Annotated in this window: 13 protein-coding genes and 1 pseudogene; 5 read left to right on the plus strand and 9 right to left on the minus strand. The window is 60.5% G+C overall.

The genetic code is table 11. The features are described 5' to 3' along the window. The 6 genes from AB4N43_RS23110 to AB4N43_RS23135 all read right to left on the minus strand — a co-directional run bounded on the left by AB4N43_RS23110 (position 1) and on the right by AB4N43_RS23135 (position 8,846). Positions 1-1,149, minus strand: a complete 1,149-nt coding sequence (locus tag AB4N43_RS23110; protein ID WP_027922868.1) for an efflux RND transporter periplasmic adaptor subunit — start codon at positions 1,147-1,149, stop codon at positions 1-3. A gap of 179 nt (positions 1,150-1,328) precedes the next feature. Then, positions 1,329-2,426: a DUF1513 domain-containing protein gene (locus AB4N43_RS23115; protein WP_027922869.1), complete on the minus strand. Its 1,098-nt coding sequence runs from the start codon at positions 2,424-2,426 to the stop codon at positions 1,329-1,331. A gap of 14 nt (positions 2,427-2,440) precedes the next feature. Next, complete coding sequence (locus AB4N43_RS23120) at positions 2,441-3,505, minus strand: imelysin family protein (RefSeq protein ID WP_027922870.1); 1,065 nt, start codon at positions 3,503-3,505, stop codon at positions 2,441-2,443. Between the two features lie 27 nt (positions 3,506-3,532). Next, a complete protein-coding gene (locus AB4N43_RS23125; protein ID WP_194940565.1) occupies positions 3,533-4,960 on the minus strand; it encodes a di-heme oxidoreductase family protein in 1,428 nt (475 codons plus the stop codon). A gap of 267 nt (positions 4,961-5,227) precedes the next feature. Next, a complete protein-coding gene (locus AB4N43_RS23130) occupies positions 5,228-6,565 on the minus strand; it encodes an imelysin family protein (protein WP_059182244.1) in 1,338 nt (445 codons plus the stop codon). 229 nt (positions 6,566-6,794) lie between these two features. Continuing rightward, entirely contained in the window at positions 6,795-8,846 is a 2,052-nt protein-coding gene (locus tag AB4N43_RS23135) for a putative bifunctional diguanylate cyclase/phosphodiesterase (protein WP_027922873.1), read from the minus strand. A gap of 933 nt (positions 8,847-9,779) precedes the next feature. Here AB4N43_RS23135 and AB4N43_RS23140 point away from each other — a divergent pair. Then, positions 9,780-10,149, plus strand: a pseudogene (locus AB4N43_RS23140) (DUF6124 family protein). A 114-nt stretch (positions 10,150-10,263) separates the two neighbouring features. Here the strand turns inward: AB4N43_RS23140 and AB4N43_RS23145 are convergent. From AB4N43_RS23145 to AB4N43_RS23155, 3 genes are all read right to left on the minus strand, one after another. Beyond that, the gene (locus AB4N43_RS23145) at positions 10,264-10,860 is read right to left on the minus strand and encodes a superoxide dismutase (protein WP_008034365.1); all 597 of its coding nucleotides are present in this window, start codon (positions 10,858-10,860) and stop codon (positions 10,264-10,266) included. Positions 10,861-11,036: 176 nt separating this feature from the next. Continuing rightward, positions 11,037-11,639, minus strand: a complete 603-nt coding sequence (locus AB4N43_RS23150) for a LysE/ArgO family amino acid transporter (protein ID WP_027922874.1) — start codon at positions 11,637-11,639, stop codon at positions 11,037-11,039. Positions 11,640-11,644: 5 nt separating this feature from the next. Then, positions 11,645-12,046: an ACT domain-containing protein gene (locus AB4N43_RS23155; RefSeq protein ID WP_460151977.1), complete on the minus strand. Its 402-nt coding sequence runs from the start codon at positions 12,044-12,046 to the stop codon at positions 11,645-11,647. 96 nt (positions 12,047-12,142) lie between these two features. Between AB4N43_RS23155 and AB4N43_RS23160 the strand changes: the two genes are divergently transcribed. The 4 genes from AB4N43_RS23160 (at position 12,143) to AB4N43_RS23175 (ending at position 16,171) form a co-directional block, all read left to right on the plus strand. Then, a complete protein-coding gene (locus AB4N43_RS23160) occupies positions 12,143-13,042 on the plus strand; it encodes a LysR family transcriptional regulator ArgP (protein WP_059182246.1) in 900 nt (299 codons plus the stop codon). 95 nt (positions 13,043-13,137) lie between these two features. Beyond that, complete coding sequence (locus AB4N43_RS23165; protein ID WP_027922877.1) at positions 13,138-14,130, plus strand: NAD-dependent epimerase/dehydratase family protein; 993 nt, start codon at positions 13,138-13,140, stop codon at positions 14,128-14,130. Positions 14,131-14,249: 119 nt separating this feature from the next. Next, positions 14,250-15,125, plus strand: a complete 876-nt coding sequence (locus AB4N43_RS23170; RefSeq protein ID WP_027922878.1) for a coiled-coil domain-containing protein — start codon at positions 14,250-14,252, stop codon at positions 15,123-15,125. Between the two features lie 197 nt (positions 15,126-15,322). Further along, positions 15,323-16,171, plus strand: coding sequence for a cache domain-containing protein (locus AB4N43_RS23175; protein ID WP_460151978.1), 849 nt, complete (start codon positions 15,323-15,325; stop codon positions 16,169-16,171). The last annotated feature ends 12 nt before the right edge of the window (positions 16,172-16,183 follow it).

Genomic DNA, 16,183 nt, shown 5'->3' on the forward strand with positions numbered 1-16,183 from the left:
TCAGTCCGCGCGCGGCTGACTGTTCTTCTCGGCTAGGGTCTTGTCGTCGCTGATCGCGATGTGCGCACCGTTGTCCAGTTTGATCTGGCCGGCCGTGACCACTTTTTCGCCGTTCTGCACACCTTTGGTAATCATCACCAGCCCGTCGCGACGCTCACCGGTTTCGATGAAACGGCGTTCGGCGATCAGGATCGGTTGGCCCTTGTCGTCTTTTTCCAGGCTGCCGTCTTCGGCTTTTTTCTGCGCGACGACGTAGATCGAGTTGCCGTACAGCGTGTAGGTGATCGCGCTTTCCGGCACGACGATGCGCGGCTGCGGGTCGGGCAACAACACTTGCAGGCTGGCGAACATCCCCGGCAGCAACGTGCCGTCAGGATTGGCCAGGGTCGCGCGGACCTGAACGTTGCGCGTGCTGTTTTCGACTTTCGGGTTGATCGCACTGATGGTGCCGGGGAAGGTCCGCGTCGGGTAGGCCGCGACAATGACCTGCACCGGTTGGCCGAGGGCGATCTTCGGGATCGACTGCTCGGGCACGAAGAAGTCTACATAGAGGCTGCTGAGGTCTTGCAGGGTGGCAATCATGGTGCCAGTGGCGACATAGTCACCGACGTCCACCTGACGAATGCCGATGGTCCCGCTGAAGGGCGCGGCGATGCTCTTTTTACTGAGCGCGGCCCTGAGCTGATTGACCGTGGCTTTGCTCTTTTTCTGCACGGCTGACAGTCGGTCGAATTCACCTTTGGAAATCGCCTGGCTGCCGACCAGCTGGCTGCCGCGACCGTAATCGAGCTGGGCCAGCCCGAGGTCGGCCAGCGCGGTTTCCAGCAAGGCTCTTTCCACGGCGCTGTCGAGCTGCAGCAGCGGTTGACCGGCCTTGACCTTCTGCCCTGACTCGAACTGCAAGTCGACGACGGTGCCGTCGGTCTCCAGGCTCAGGTCCACGCCCTGCAACGCCTTGAGCGTGCCAACGGTGGGCAGGCGGGCTTGCCACGGCCGTTCGGTGGCGGTGGCCACGGCAACACTGATCGGCGGTTTTGGCGCGGAGAAGCCTTGAATCATCGTGTAGATGGAGAAGGCTTTATAACCGGCCAGGACCAGCACGATCAGCAGAACAACACCCAACATGATCAGCATGCGGCGACGCAGCATATTTCCAGTTCCTTGGAGAAAATCAGGTGAGACAGTGGGGCACATTATCTGAGTCGCAGGGTGATTCCAACTGGAAGAAATTACAGGCGAGGCCTTGGAGCGCCTGTCACTCAAGGGGACTAACGAACGATGAATAACCTGTGGCGAGGGAGCTTGCTCCCTCGCCACAGGAAACGGGCTCAGATGAGGTGAAGGTGGTTATCCCAAAGCCCCGCCGGAAGCTCCAATGGTTTTGCAACCAGCGTTGTCTGGCGGCAATCGTAATACCGGCAGCGGCCCTGACCCGAGGTCACGACAAACCCGTCGGCCACGGCGCCGACCCCGGCGCAATCGGGCAGGGGCGCATCCAGGCGCACTTCGCCGCTGTCCAGGTCCCAGATGAAAAAGCGGTTGCCCCGTGGCGCGGTCAACGCCACCAGGCGCAGTTCGCTGTGCACCGCGACGCTGGCGGTGTAATGCCCCATCGCCTGCAACTGATGCTCGGGCACTGGAAATGCCGCGAACGGCTGGCCAGGACGCTTGATCGCCAGCAGCTCCGACGACTCATGGGACGGCCCCATGAATTGCTGACCGGCAACGATGGTGCCGTCGCTGGCGATCCCCAGATGCCGCACGCTGTTCATCTGCTGGGCGAGGGTTTCCTTGCTCAATAGCGTGCCGTCGCGTTGCATCAGCACCAGGCTCGGTTCCATGGCGTTGAGGTTCATCTCGACCCGGCTTTCGGCCTCGGTGCGAATGCCGCCGTTGGCCACCACCAGGGTTTCGCCATCGGGCATCCACGACACCTGGTGCGGGCCGATGCCATGGGTGGACATCTCGCCGCTGTGCACCAGCCGCTCACCTTCGAACTTATACACACCGAGCAAGCCACGGCCCGGATCGGACGTGTCGTTCTCGGTCGCGTACAGCCAGTCGCCGCTCTTGTGAATCACCGCGTGCCCGTAGAAATGCCGGTTCGGCAGCGACGTCACGGTTTGCAGCAACGTGCCGTCACGCAAGTCGATCAGGTAGCTCTCGGTGCCCGGACGACGGGCCACGAACAGCGCTATCGGCAACGTCGGGTGGTTGATGATGTCGTGGCAACGCTGGCCGACCTGGGTGGCAAACACCCGGGTGCCGTCCAGCCGATAACCGACGGCGTAATGCTTGCCGTCGGTGTCGTCCCGCGCCGACAGCAGCAGCGGGCTTTTGTCCTTTTGCTTGAACAGCGTCCAGCCGCCCAGTGTCACTGCTCCCAGCAGCAAGCTACCTAAAGTCAGAACCTGACGTCGCAGCATGGCACTCGTCCTCATCAGTCACCGTCGTTGGCGTTGAAGCCCAGTTGAATGCCCAGCGCCTTGGCCAGTTCGCCTTCGTGCAGGCGGTGGACAACGTTGAGGCTGTCGTAGAGATCGTTGAGTTGCTGGCGCCCGGCATCGTCGTTGAGCATTTCGGTCAGCGAACGCTGGTTGCTGGCGAACAGTTTCAGCGAGGCGGCGTAGGCGGCATCGATCTTGTCGGCCAACGGCTTTTGATCACTCGGCAACAGACCGCGCAGGCCTTTGTTGTCGACGCCTTCCCACACGGTTTTGGCCGCGGCGAGGCTGGCTTCGAGACCGGTCAGGGACGATTGGCTGCGCCATGCATCGGCCTGGAACGGCTGCGGCACGCCCTTGCTCTGGCGGCCCATTGGCGTGCCGAGTTTTTTCTTCAGGGTATCGATGGCGGTGACTTGCACACGCAACAAGTCGGCGATGGCTTCGTGGGAATCGGCGTAGCGCTGATTCGGGAATTTGCTCATCTGCGCGAGCATGCCGTCGGTGTTGTTCCAACTTTGCAGAATCTCTTCGGCCAGTTGTTTCTGACGTTCGCCGATGGCTTTCAGCAGCGGGCAATACTTGGCTTTCTGTGCGTCGTTGGCGACGTCCGGCTTGCTGTCGAACAGGATGTATTCATAGGCCGAGAGGCCCTGAACCACCACGCTGGACTTGGCCAGGGCGGCGGCATCGATCTGCGGCTGCGCGGTGACCAATTGCTCGACCTGACGGCCGACCAGGTTCTTCTTGTCCGGCCAGAACTGCACCTGCCACGAACGGTTGCCCTCGGCCAATGGCCCGATCAGCAGCGGTTGCAGCTCGGCCCAGGCTTTCTGCGCGTGCAGGAAGTCGGTGCGGGCGGTGTCGAGGTTTTCCTTGCCTTCGCAGTAGGCCAGGGCGCTGGCGGCCAATTGGCGGTCGGCTTCAACCCAGCGGGTGTAGGTCGGCAGGATCACCGATTTGGCGATAGCGGCCGACGTCACGGCTTGCGGGTCCTGCGGTGAGCAGGCGCCCAGTGCGAGTGCGGCAAGGCTGGTGAACAACAATTTGGGGCGGAACATGTCGGGCTCCCGATGTTTTATAAGTGTTTAAAGTGAGTTCAAAAATGCCAGCAACGCAGCGCGCTGCTCGGCATTGAAAGACAAAACCTGTTGCTGCGCAGCCGTCGCTTCGCCGCCATGCCAGAGCACGGCTTCGAGCAAATTGCGCGCGCGGCCATCATGCAAAAACTGGGTGTGGCCACTGACCGCTTGCGTCAGGCCGATGCCCCACAATGGCGGGGTGCGCCAGTCGCGGCCACTGGCCTGGAATTCGGTGCGGTTGTCGGCGAGGCCGTCGCCCATGTCATGCAGCAGCAGATCGCTATACGGGCGAATCACTTGATTGGCCAGTTCCGGTTCGGCGGCGTTGGCGGCGGTGGTGTATTTCGGCGTGTGGCAGGATTGGCATCCGGCCTGGAAAAACAGGTTTTTGCCGGCCAGCACTTCGGGCGCGCTGACATCGCGGCGGGCCGGTACGGCAAGGTTTCGGCTGTAGAACAACACCAGGCGCAGGATGTTGTCGCTGACTTCTGGCTCGCCGTCAGGGCCGGTGCCATTGGGTGCCTGTTTGCAGGCGGTTTGCGCGTCGGTGCAGTCGTCAAACGGTCTCAGGCTGGTAGTGAGGCCCATGTCGCCGGAAAACGCATGCACATTCTGTTGATTGAGATTCGGTTGCCCGGCTTTCCAGCCAAATCGGCCGAGGACGGTTTTCTGCTGGGCGTCATCCCAGACCCGGTTCGGGCGTCCGGCGATGCCGTTTTTGTCCTTCGCCTGCGCTTCGGCATTGGCCAGGATCGCCTCGTCGGGGATTGCTTCAAGCAAACCCAGGCCAATCATCGGCGGGGCGACGCGCGCCGAGAACCGCGTGTCGGGGTGCATCGGGCCGTAACCCAATTGTGTGATGTTCAGGCTCGGTTTGCGCAGTTCGACTTCGGTGCCGTCCTTGAATCGCACCGCAACGGGCGTGTAATCGACGCGCACCTTGCCTTCCGGTGCAACACCGGGCACGGCCATGTCCTGGAACTGACCGCCATAGACCGGCTCCGGCACCACGCCGAGCTGCTCGATAACCTTGGCATAGGCCGGTGCGTTGGGGATCGACAGGCGCACCAGCATCGACACCGCATTTGGCGCGTCGGGCGGTGGCGGATGGCCGCGCCCGTCCTTGATGTGGCAGCCCTGGCAGGCGTTGGTGTTGAACAGGGGGCCGAGGCCGTCGCGAGCAGTGGTGGTCGACGGCGCGATGACCCACGGGCTGCGGAAGAAACTGTTGCCGACGCTGAAGTCCACACGCCGTGATGGCGGCAGGTTGGCGGACGGCAGGGAAAACGAGTTCTGATCGGTCTTGCGCACGGTCGCGCTGCCACCGGACCGGGCTTCACCGGGTTCGGCCTTGGTAAAACGCGGGGCGTCATCGCAGGCACTCAGGCCCAGGGCCATTAACAGTGCGGACAAGCGAAGCAGCAGCGGGGGCATCAGACATCCTGCGAGACGAGCAAAACAAGGGCGCAAAGTCTAACAGGGCACGGGAGTTTGAATAAGAGGAATTATCGTTTACTTGATGTGGGGCAAGGTTTGACTTGAGACCGAGTCGCGGCCATCGCGGGCAAGCCACGCTCCCACAGGGTTTTGCACCGAACCTGCGGGAGCGTGGCTTGCCCGCGATGAGGCCATCAGCATCACCCAAAAAACAGGCGTAAAAAGGGCGACCCTAAGGTCGCCTTCTTGTTTGGCCAGCGTTGATCAGAACTCGTGATCAGCGTTGTCCGGGTTCAGGTCGCTGATACCCAGTTTGCCAGCGGCGGCTTCGATCGAACCGGTCTGCTTGACCAGCGAAGCGATGGCGTCACGGACGATCTGATTGCCCGCTGTGTTGCCGGCGGCGATCAACTGGTCGTAATGCTCACCCTTGTTGGCGTGGTCAACCATGACCTGGATCTTGGCTTCGGTAGCGGCCAGATCAGCTTTCAGCGCGGTGTCGGCAGCCGGGTCGGCCTTGGCCACCAGGGACGACAGGCTGGCGCCGGTCATTTTGGTGCCGTCGACGCGGGTGTATTCGCCCAGGTACACGTTACGAATGCCTTTGGCATCGTAGAAGTGCGAATTGTGGGTGTTGTCGCTGAAGCAATCCTGTTCGTCTTCTGGAGAGTTGGCTTCCAGGGACACCTTCATGCGCTCGCCCGCCAGTTCACCAAGGGACAGGCTGCCCATGCCGAACAGCATTTTGCGCAGGCCGGTATCCACCGGTTCGGCTTCCAGGGTGGCGCGGTAGTTGTCAGCCACGTTCGGCTTCCAGTTACCGACCATTTCTTCCAGGTCGCTGACCAGCAGTTGGGTCACGGACTTCAGGTAAGCGCGGCGACGATCGTTGTGACCGCCAGTCGCGCCTTTGCCTTCCAGGTAGTCGGAAGCCGGGCGGTTGCCCGCGCCTGGGCCGGTGCCGTTCAGGTCCTGGCCCCACAGCAGGAATTCGATGGCGTGGTAGCCCGTCGCAACGTTGGCCTCGGAACCGCCCAGCTCGTTCAGGCTGGCGAGTTTTTCCGGGGTAATGTCTTTCACGTCAACCTTGTCTTCGCCGACCTGGACTTCAGTGTTGGCGATGATGTTGGCGGTGGCGCCCGGGTTACCCAGTGCGTGTTCGTAGGATTTGTCGACGTAGTCGATCAGGCCTTCGTCCAGTGGCCAGGCGTTAACCTGACCTTCCCAATCGTCGATGATGGTGTTGCCGAAGCGGAACACTTCGCTCTGCAAGTAAGGAACGCGGGCCGCGACCCAGGCAGCCTTGGCGGCTTTGAGGGTGTCGGCGTCCGGCTTGGCGAGGAAAGCGTCGACGGCGGTTTGCAGGGTTTTCGCGGTGGATTCGGCATCGCTGTAAACGGCGAAGACGATGTCGGCGTAATGCGCGACAACGGCTTTGGCGGCAGCTTCATCGACTTTGCTGGCAGCAGCTGGCGCAGCAACGGTGCTGGCGGCCGGAGTCGGCGCTGGCGCGGCGGCGGTCTTGTCCTTGCCTTCGCCACAACCGGCGAGGGAAATAGCGATGGCCAACAGACTGGCGGTAGCCAGAGGCATACGAATCATGGCGAACATCCTGCTTCGAGAGGGGTGGAAGGGCGCTTCACGCGCGCAAAACTGCGACATAATGCAAATCTTTCGCATTATGTGTAAAGAGTGCAGGTGGAAATATTTCTTATTCGCACAGGGGCGGGGATCAAAAATAAACGCAGCCTCGTTTCACTCGACAGTTGCTACAGGACCACGTGTGCCTGTGGGAGCTGTCGAGTGAAACGAGGCTGCGTCTGTCGCAGGCCTACAAAATAGCCGCGTTGCTGCGCTGGGCCTGTTTCAGGTAGGCGCTCAATTCACGGGCCGGCAGTGGCTTGCTGTAGTGATAGCCCTGACCTTCGTGGCAGCCTTCGGAGATGATGTAGGCTTCTTGCTCGGCGGTCTCCACGCCTTCGGCAATGACCTGCATGCCCAAGCTCTTGCCCAGCTGGATGATCGCGCGAACGATGGTGGCATCGTCGTCGTCATCGAGCAGGTCCTGCACGAAGCTCTTGTCGATCTTGATCTTGTCCAGCGGCAGGCTTTTCAGATAGCTCAGTGATGAATAGCCGGTGCCGAAGTCATCAATGGCGATCAATGCGCCGGAGCGACGCAGGCTCAGCAGGTGCTGGGCGGCGGTGCTGATGTCTTCCATCAGGCCGGTTTCGGTCACTTCCAGTTCCAGGCTGCGCGGTGGCAAGCGGTACATTTGCAGCAGGTTGTTCACCACGCGTGGCAACTCTGCGTGGTGCAGTTGCACGGTAGACAGGTTCACCGCCATGCGCAGGTCGGGGAAGCCCTGATCGTGCCAGTCGCGCAATTGTTTGCAGGCCTGATCCAGCACCCATTCGCCGATGGCAATGATGGTGCCGTTCTGCTCGGCCAAGGGGATGAAAAGGTCCGGCGGCACCAAGCCATGCTCGGGATGCTGCCAGCGAATCAACGCCTCGACGCCCACCACCCGGTGGTCGCGGTAGCTGATTTGTGGTTGGTAGACGAGGTAGAACTGATCGCGGGCCAGCGCATCGCGCAGGTCTTTTTCCAGTTCGCGACGGCGGCGCATCTCGGTGTCGACGCTGGCGATGTAGAACTGATAGCGGTTGCGCGAGCGGGTCTTGGCCAGGGTCATGGTCTGCTCGGCTTTTTGCAGCAGCTTCTCGGTGCTGTCACCGTCCTCGGGGAACAGAGTGATGCCGATGGTCGCGCGCAGGCGGATTTCCTGATGGTCGAGGGCAAACGCCGCTTCCAGATCATCGAGGATGCTTTGCGCCAATTCGGCGGCTTCATAGGGTTGTTCGATATCGGCCTGGACCAGGGCGAACTGGTCACCACCCAAACGGGCGAGGGCGCCGAGGCGACCGCTGTGAGCGCGCAGCCGGTCAGCCAACGCCAGCAGCAATTGGTCGCCGGTCTGGTAGCTGAACTGTTCGTTGATGCCTTTGAAATCGTCCAGGCCCACCACCAATACCGCGACCCGACGCTGCAATTTGCCGGCGTCGACCAGGATCTTGTCCAGTTGTTGCTGCAATTGCTGGCGGTTGGGCAGGCCGGTGAGGAAGTCGTACTGGGCCATGCGCAACAGGCTGTTTTCTGCTTCGTGGCGCAGGTGGGTGTTGCGTTCGATGGATTCGAGCAGCTGGTTGGCGGTGTTGATCCAGATGCCCAGTTCGTTCTTTTCGTGGCCCTTGAGTTGCGGAATCTTGTGTTCGCTGGGGCGATCCGGGTTGATTTCGGTCAGGTGCTCGATAATTCGCGACAGCGGTTTGGTCAGCAGCCAGTGATAGACCAGGTACAGCACCAGGCCCATGGCCATGGCGCGCAACACGCCGGAAATGAAGATGATCACCGAGCTGATGATGAACCCTTGGCCGTAGGTGGCGGTGTCGAGGGTGATGCTCAGGTCGCCGTAATACTCGCTATATGGGCCGCGACCGACCAGTTGGGTGGTGAAAGTGCGTTCCTTGCCGAGGATCAGGTCGGTCAGCCAGCGGCTGTGGGAATGCTGCAATTCGCGGGTTTTTTGCGCGAGCATGGCTTCGTTGGGATGGCCGATGGAGGCCTGGCGCACGGCGTCGTCCTGGAACAGGCCTTCGATCACTTGCATGCCCATTTCCCGGTCCAGGCTGTAGACGGCCTGGGTAGAGGGGTCGCGGAACATGTCGAGGATGCGTTCGGCATCGTTGGCTACGGCCTGGCGTGTCTTGTAGGCGTCGAAAACGATTTGCGCACAGCTCAAGACCACGCCGACGATCAATGCCGACAGGAGCACGACCCGGAGCAACTTCACCGACAAGCTGTTCTTGAGTTCCAGCTTCAAAGGGTTATTCCTTGTTCCGTGCGGGTAGCATCAAGTTGCCATGAGTATTGGCAATCCCGTGTTGGCAGTCAAAGGGACATTTATTCACAGGGGATTTTGTCTGTGGGCGTGGCCGATTTGCTGTTGTCCGGGGTGTTTGTCCTATTAGTACTGTGTCGGTAGTTGGGTCCTTCAACTTGAGGGGATTGGGATAATTTTTCCTTCTCGGTTGATGGTAGCCGGCTATGGCGTTGGGGCAAGGGGGTGGTGTACATATCCATTTCTGCGGTAACGGCCGCTAATGGTTTCGCTCTTACAGCGAGTCCCTTTTGGCAAACGCGGAACGTCCCAAAAGGAACCAAAAGGTCTCGCCCCGAGCGTCCGGCCCCTCGCTAAGGCTCGGCCGCTACGACCTACATGCAGCGTGTTCGACTGCGTCGAACGGCGCTACGCGCCACTCCCCGGATGCACACCTCCACTCAGCCTCCCAAGGGGGCGGGTGAATCAAAAGCGGCAGGCGAGCTAACGCTCGGCCTGATGAGTGGTGAGAAGCGGCGGCTGTACACCGAATGATCGTTCCCACGCTCCCGCGTGGGAATGCCGCCGGGGACGCTCCGCGTTCCATTTTTTGTGTTGAACGATGTGTAAAAAACGCAGAGATTTCCCACGCATTTTTCAGGTTGCTGGGTAGGAAGCCCTGTCTCTAACCTCTGGCTGTCGCTGAAAACTCAGCGACCGGGTGTGAGAGCCCGGCAACTTATGGTCATCCAGTGTCTGTACACGCATAATCGCCGCCAGCTTACTCGCTGCCAGTAATTGCGTTATGGCGGCTGTGTGCGGGCGGACTTCGGTCCGGCCGGGTGTCCATAACCGGTCTTCTCACCTCGCACATAGCTGCCACCTCTTCGCCGTGTGAGAAGCGGCAAGTGGGGGCCCCAACGCTGGAGAAATACAATGGACAAATTGATTCCCGATCCACCCTTGAACACCACCGACCCAGACGCCGAAGAAACCCAATCCGAAGCTCTCCTGCGAGACCGCGAAGCCATCAAACGCGCACTCGACTATTACCTCGATCCCCCAGTCCCAATACACCGAAAAACCCCGCCGCCCCAGCACGATGTACATGATCGCTCCCAACATGGACACCGAAAGCCTCCTGGCCCAGGCCTGCGAGTCACTGGCCTCTGCCAGCGTCATGACCAGCGATTTCGCCGCGAACCTGATCGGCCCGCAGCGTAATACGGTGTTGGCGATTCAGCAGATCATCATGCTGGCGGAGTTGGCGGTGAACCGGGCCTTGGATAAAGTCGATCCGGCGTAGACCGCGTTATCGTTCTTCGCGAGCCTGCTCGCGAAGGCGCCCGAATAGTCGACACATTTCTCCAGGCAATAAAAAACCCGGCATAAAAGCCGGGTTTTTTGTCTGGCATCGATCTTAAGCGGTGAAGGTTTTGCCTTCAAACTGCTCAGCCACGAATTTCCAGTTGACCAGGTTCCAGAACGCTTCGACGTATTTCGGACGAACGTTGCGGTAGTCGATGTAGTAGGCGTGTTCCCAGACGTCGCAGGTCAGCAGCGGGGTGTCGCCGTTGGTCAGCGGGTTGCCGGCGCCGATGGTGCTGGCCAGGGCCAGGGAACCGTCAGCCTTTTTCACCAGCCAGCCCCAACCGGAACCGAAGGTGCCGATGGAAGTCTTGCTGAATTCTTCCTTGAACTTGTCGAACGAACCGAACGAAGCGTTGATGGCTTCAGCCAGTGCGCCGGTAGGTTGACCGCCGGCGTTTGGCGCCAGGCAGTTCCAGTAGAAAGTGTGGTTCCAGACCTGAGCGGCGTTGTTGAAGATGCCGCCCGAGGAAGATTTAACGATTTCTTCCAGGGTCTTGCCTTCGAACTCGGTGCCTGGCACCAGGTTGTTCAGGTTCACGACGTAGGTGTTGTGGTGCTTGTCGTGGTGGTATTCCAGAGTTTCCTTGGAAATGTGCGGCTGCAGGGCATCGTGTGCGTAAGGCAGCGGCGGCAATTCGAAAGCCATGATGATTCTCCTAATCAGGTCAGTTGCGGTGAGCGCAAGGCCGATCACGGGCGGCCAGACAAGCGCCGGGGAGTTTGTACTCTTTGCGGCGCATCGGATCGGATCATAGCACCGGGGGTGCGGCATAACCACGCAACAACTGTGTGGGATAGAGGTTCCAGAGCCTTTTGGAATATTCAGGGGGTGACGATTAATTGAAACGCCACCGCAAACATCATCACCGCCACTAGCAGATCAAGAATCCGCCAGGTGCTTGGCCGCGCGAGCCAGGGCGCCAACCATGCCGCGCCCAGCGCCAGGGTGAAGAACCACAGCAACGAAGCACTGGCCGCGCCCACCACATAAGCGCCGGGTTCGGTTTGTTGGGCACCGAGGGAGCCGATCAGCAACACCGTGTCCAGATAAACGTGCGGGTTGAGCAATGTCACGGCCAGGGCGCTGAGCATCACCGCGCGCAGTGAACGCACGGTCTGGTTTTCACCCTTTTGCAGGCTCTGTTTCGAGAAAGCCCTGCGCAGTGCCTGGCTGCCGTACCAAATCAGAAACACCGCGCCGCCCCAACGGGCAACCGCCAGCAGGGTCGGGTTATGCGCCAGTACCGTGGCGAGGCCAAACACCCCGGCGGCCACGAGCAAGGCATCGCAAGCCACGCACAGTGCCGCCACTGGCAAGTGATGTTCGCGACGAAGACTTTGCGCCAGCACAAACGCATTCTGCGTGCCGATCGCCATGATCAGCCCGGCGGCCACCAACAGGCCGTTCACATAGCTTTGCCACATAAGGTTTACTCCGCGTTGGCCGCCAGGTCCCGCAGCACGTGGAGTGCGCGTTGGGCGTCGGCCTGACCGACAAACAGGTGATCGTGGTAATAGCCGGCGATCACGTTGCAGCTGATGCCGGCCTTGCCCAATGCGGTGGCGAAGGCGGCGGTCAGGCCGACCGCTTCCAGCGCCGAATGCACATTCAAGGTGATCCAGGCCGCGACGTAGTCGAAACTGAAACCGGCCTGTTCGGCGTGGGAACGTTCCAGGATCACGGTCAGACCTTCCTGCTCGCGAAAGCTGCCGACGATCTCAAGGCCCACTGGCAGCTTGCCGTCGCGCAAGGTACAGAACACGTATTCGCCGGCGTTGAGTTGCGGGCTCATGCTGCGCAGCAGGGTTGCCAATGAAGTTTCGCCAGCCATGTCGGTGTTCCTTGTTGAAGAGATCTTGCTGGGCATTCTCCGCTGCTAACCTGTATAAGAAAAACCAATCATGCTGATCGCTCATTAGGAAAACTGATGTTCGACTATAAATTACTCTCTGCCCTGGCCGCCGTGGTCGAGCAGGCCGGTTTCGAACGGGCCGCGCAGGTGCTGGGCTTGTCGCAATCGGCGATCTCCCAGCGGATCAAACTGCTGGAGGCGCGGGTCGGCCAGCCGGTGCTGGTGCGGGTCACACCGCCGGCGCCGACGGAGATTGGACGGCGCCTGCTCAACCATGTGCAGCAAGTGCGTTTGCTGGAGCGCGACTTGCAAACCCTGGTGCCAGCGCTGGATGAAGAAGGGCTGCCGGAGCGCCTGCGCATCGCCTTGAATGCCGACAGCCTCGCCACGTGGTGGGCGCAAGCGGTGGGCGATTTCTGTGCCGAACAACATTTGTTGCTGGACCTGGTGGTCGAAGACCAGACCGTCGGCCTCAAACGCATGCGCGCCGGCGAAGTGGCGGCCTGTGTCTGCGCCAGTGAACGCCCGGTGGCCGGGGCCCGCAGCGTTTTGCTGGGGGCGATGCGTTATCGGGCGTTGGCCAGTCCGGCGTTCATCGCGCGCCATTTCCCGGAAGGTGTTCGCGCCGATCAACTGGCGAAAACCCCGGCCTTGGTGTTTGGCCCGGACGATTTCCTGCAGCATCGCTACCTCGCCTCCCTTGGGGTCGACGGCGGTTTTGAGCACCATTTATGTCCCTCGTCTGAAGGCTTCATACGCTTGACCGAGGCCGGTCTCGGTTGGGGGCTGGTGCCGGAATTGCAGGTGCGCGAGCAACTGGAACGTGGTGTTTTGCGGGAGCTTTTGCCAGATAAGCCCATCGACGTGCCGCTGTACTGGCATCATTGGCGCAATGGCGGTCAGCTTCTGGGGTTGTTGACCGATCAATTGGTGCGTTCGTCGAAGCAATGGCTGGTGCCTTGGACACAGCCGTAAGCGTCAAGCTGCAAGCGGCAAGTGAAGCGCTTGCGGATCGTTTTTAACTTGCAGCTTGTGGCTTGAAGCTCACCGCTGCATTTGTGGAGCACTACATGAAAATTCTGGTCACCGGCGCAAGCGGCTTCATCGGCGGACGCTTTGCGCGTTTCGCCCTGGAGCAGGGCCTGGACGTGCGGGTCAACGGTCGCCGGGCCGAAAGCGTCGAACACCTGGTGCGCCGTGGCGCCGAGTTCATTCAGGGCGACTTGAGCGACCCGGAACTGGCGCGCGACCTGTGTTCAGACGTCGAAGCCGTGGTCCATTGCGCGGGGGCGGTGGGGCTGTGGGGGCGTTATCAGGACTTTCATCAAGGCAACGTTCAGGTCACCGAAAACGTGGTTGAAGCCTGCCTGAAACAGCGGGTTCGGCGCTTGGTGCACCTGTCGTCGCCGTCGATCTACTTCGATGGCCGTGATCATCTGGGTTTGACCGAAGAACAAGTGCCCAAGCGCTTCAAGCATCCCTATGCGGCCACCAAATTCCTCGCCGAGCAAAAAGTCTTTGGCGCCCAGGAGTTCGGCCTCGAAACCCTGGCCCTGCGCCCACGCTTCGTCACGGGTGCGGGTGACATGAGCATCTTCCCGCGCCTGCTGAAAATGCAGCGCAAAGGACGCTTGGCGATCATCGGCAACGGCCTGAACAAGGTCGACTTCACCAGCGTGCAAAACCTCAACGAAGCGTTGCTCAGCAGTTTGCTCGCCAGTGGCTCGGCCTTGGGCAAGGCCTACAACATCAGTAACGGAACGCCGATTCCGTTGTGGGACGTGGTCAATTACGTCATGCGCAACATGCAAGTCCCACAAGTGACGCGCTACCGTTCCTACGGTCTGGGCTACACCGTCGCGGCACTCAACGAAGGGGTGTGCAAGCTGTGGCCGGGGCGCCCCGAGCCGACCTTGTCGCGACTGGGCATGCAGGTCATGAACAAAAATTTCACCTTGGACATCAGCCGCGCCCGGCATTATCTGGACTACGATCCGAAAGTCAGTGTCTGGGCCGCCCTCGATGAATTTTGCAGTTGGTGGAAGGCCCAGGACATCCGCTGACGTGCCAGGACCTGCCTGCCCGCACTGAACCGAGTGGGGTATAGAGAGTCAATCGGTGCGGCAGTGGGGTTTATACTCGCCGCATAAAGCCATCACCGCGTTCCACAAAGGTTGACTCAATGTCCATGCGTAACGATGCCAACGACGATTTCGATGATGTCCCGAGCCTGCGTGCCGACAGCCTCGACGATGATGATTTTCCGCCCACCGTCCGTACCAGCGTGCATTCCCGTCCAGTGCCGGTGGTGAAGGTCAAAAGCGCCAGCACCGGCCCGCTGTGGGCATTGGTCGGCGCGTTGTTTTTTGCGTTTGCGGGCCTGGCCTGGTGGAGTTTTCAGCAGATTTCGTTGATGGAACAACAACTGGTCGCAACCCAGGAAAGTTTCGCGCGCATCAGTGAGGAAGCGGCGGGACGCTTGCAGGATATTTCCGGCAAGGTCGTCGCCAGCCAGACCAACGTCACCAGCGACAGCGAAGCGCTGAAACTGCAAATCAAGGATCTGGAAACCAAACTGCTGGATCAGAGCAAACAGCAGCAGGGTGTTGTCGGTCAGACCACCGATCTGGACAAGCGCCTGGCGCAAATGACCGCACAAACCAGCGACCTGGATAAACGTCTGGCGCAGCTTGCCGCCCAGAGCACCGAGCATCAGACGGCCAATACTCAGTTGCAGGCGCAGCTAAAAGCCTTGAGCACTGAGTTGACCGCCCTGAAAAGCGCCCCGGACGACAGCAGCAAATTCGACGCACAGCTTAAAAGCCTCGGCGCCGATATCGTCGCGCTGAAAAAACAAGGCAACCCAAGCGCCGCGATCGAGCGCCTGGAACAAGACATGATCGTGCTCAAAAGCGAGCAGGACAACCGCCCGGCCGCAGCGCAAGGCTCCACCAATACCGCCGAGTTCGACGCATTCCGCGCCCAGGTCACCCGCAACATCAACACCCTTCAGGCGCAGATCCAGAACCTGCAGCAGCAACTGCGCGCCCGCCAGTAACCCCCGGGCCCCTGTAGCCGCTGTCGAGCTCCAGCGAGGCGGCGTCCGGCTGCGAAGCAGTCGTAAAATCTACCCAGCGGTCTTTCAGGTAGACCGCAGACGCAGCCTCGCCAAGGCTCGACCGCTGCTTCAGGACCGGGTGTATCTCCCATTGCCGTCTACGCTCTTGAAACACCGACAAGAACGAGGGATGCGCTATGGGGGTTTTGCACAAACTGGCCTTATTGGGCGGGATGCTTTTGCTGTGCCTGGGGCAGGTTCACGCCGCCACGGCGGAAAAGGATGACAGCCAGGCCGCCAAAGCCTTGCTGGAAAAAGCCCTGGCTTACTACCATGACAATGGCGACAAGGCCTTTGCGGCGTTCAGCCGTCAGGGCGAGTTTGTCGACAAGGATCGCTATGTGTTCGTGGTCGATACCAAGGGCGTGATGCTCGCCAGTGGCGGGCCGTCGGCGGCATTGATCGGGCGGGATGTCACCGAGACCCTCGGGCCGGACTTGCAGAAAGCCTTCAAGGACGCCTTGAAAGTGCCGGAGGGCAATGGCATCCAGCAGGCGGAATACCGCTGGCAGAACTGGTCTGACGGCAAGGTCGAGCGCAAACATGTGTTCTATCAGCGCGTCGGTCAGCGGATTCTGGCGGTCGGTTACTACCTGCCACGGGCGTCAGCGGAACAGGCGATGGCGCTGTTGAACAAAGCCGCGACCGATCTGGCCAAGGACGAGAAGGGCACACTGACCGCGATCAATTCCCTCAAGGGCGGTTACCTGCAGGATGACCTGTACGTGTTCGTCGTCAACCTGGACACCCAACGCTACGTGGCCCACGGCACCAACCTGCGGCTGATCAACACCGACTTCGGCAAGATCAAGGACCCGGAGGGCAAACCGGTGGGCGAGCCTATCCTGGCGTTGATGGCCAAGCAGGATTACGGCGAATACGAATACCGCTGGAAAAACCCGGTGACCAACAAGGTTGAGGACAAGCATGCCTACCTGAAGAAGGTCGGGCATTTTCTGGTGGCAGTCGGGTATTACAGCCCTTGAATCACTGTGACT

It is taken from the genome of Pseudomonas sp. S2_B07 (genome assembly GCF_054668435.1).

Bases quoted from the DNA above. Each gene is read 5' to 3' on its own strand.
- AB4N43_RS23110 (WP_027922868.1), bottom strand. From the start codon at position 1,149: ATGCTGCGTCGCCGCATGCTGATCATGTTGGGTGTTGTTCTGCTGATC.
- AB4N43_RS23115 (WP_027922869.1), bottom strand. From the start codon at position 2,426: ATGCTGCGACGTCAGGTTCTGACTTTAGGTAGCTTGCTGCTGGGAGCA.
- AB4N43_RS23120 (WP_027922870.1), bottom strand. From the start codon at position 3,505: ATGTTCCGCCCCAAATTGTTGTTCACCAGCCTTGCCGCACTCGCACTG.
- AB4N43_RS23125 (WP_194940565.1), bottom strand. From the start codon at position 4,960: ATGCCCCCGCTGCTGCTTCGCTTGTCCGCACTGTTAATGGCCCTGGGC.
- AB4N43_RS23130 (WP_059182244.1), bottom strand. From the start codon at position 6,565: ATGATTCGTATGCCTCTGGCTACCGCCAGTCTGTTGGCCATCGCTATT.
- AB4N43_RS23145 (WP_008034365.1), bottom strand. From the start codon at position 10,860: ATGGCTTTCGAATTGCCGCCGCTGCCTTACGCACACGATGCCCTGCAG.
- AB4N43_RS23150 (WP_027922874.1), bottom strand. From the start codon at position 11,639: ATGTGGCAAAGCTATGTGAACGGCCTGTTGGTGGCCGCCGGGCTGATC.
- AB4N43_RS23155 (WP_460151977.1), bottom strand. From the start codon at position 12,046: ATGGCTGGCGAAACTTCATTGGCAACCCTGCTGCGCAGCATGAGCCCG.
- AB4N43_RS23160 (WP_059182246.1), top strand. From the start codon at position 12,143: ATGTTCGACTATAAATTACTCTCTGCCCTGGCCGCCGTGGTCGAGCAG.
- AB4N43_RS23165 (WP_027922877.1), top strand. From the start codon at position 13,138: ATGAAAATTCTGGTCACCGGCGCAAGCGGCTTCATCGGCGGACGCTTT.
- AB4N43_RS23170 (WP_027922878.1), top strand. From the start codon at position 14,250: ATGTCCATGCGTAACGATGCCAACGACGATTTCGATGATGTCCCGAGC.
- AB4N43_RS23175 (WP_460151978.1), top strand. From the start codon at position 15,323: ATGGGGGTTTTGCACAAACTGGCCTTATTGGGCGGGATGCTTTTGCTG.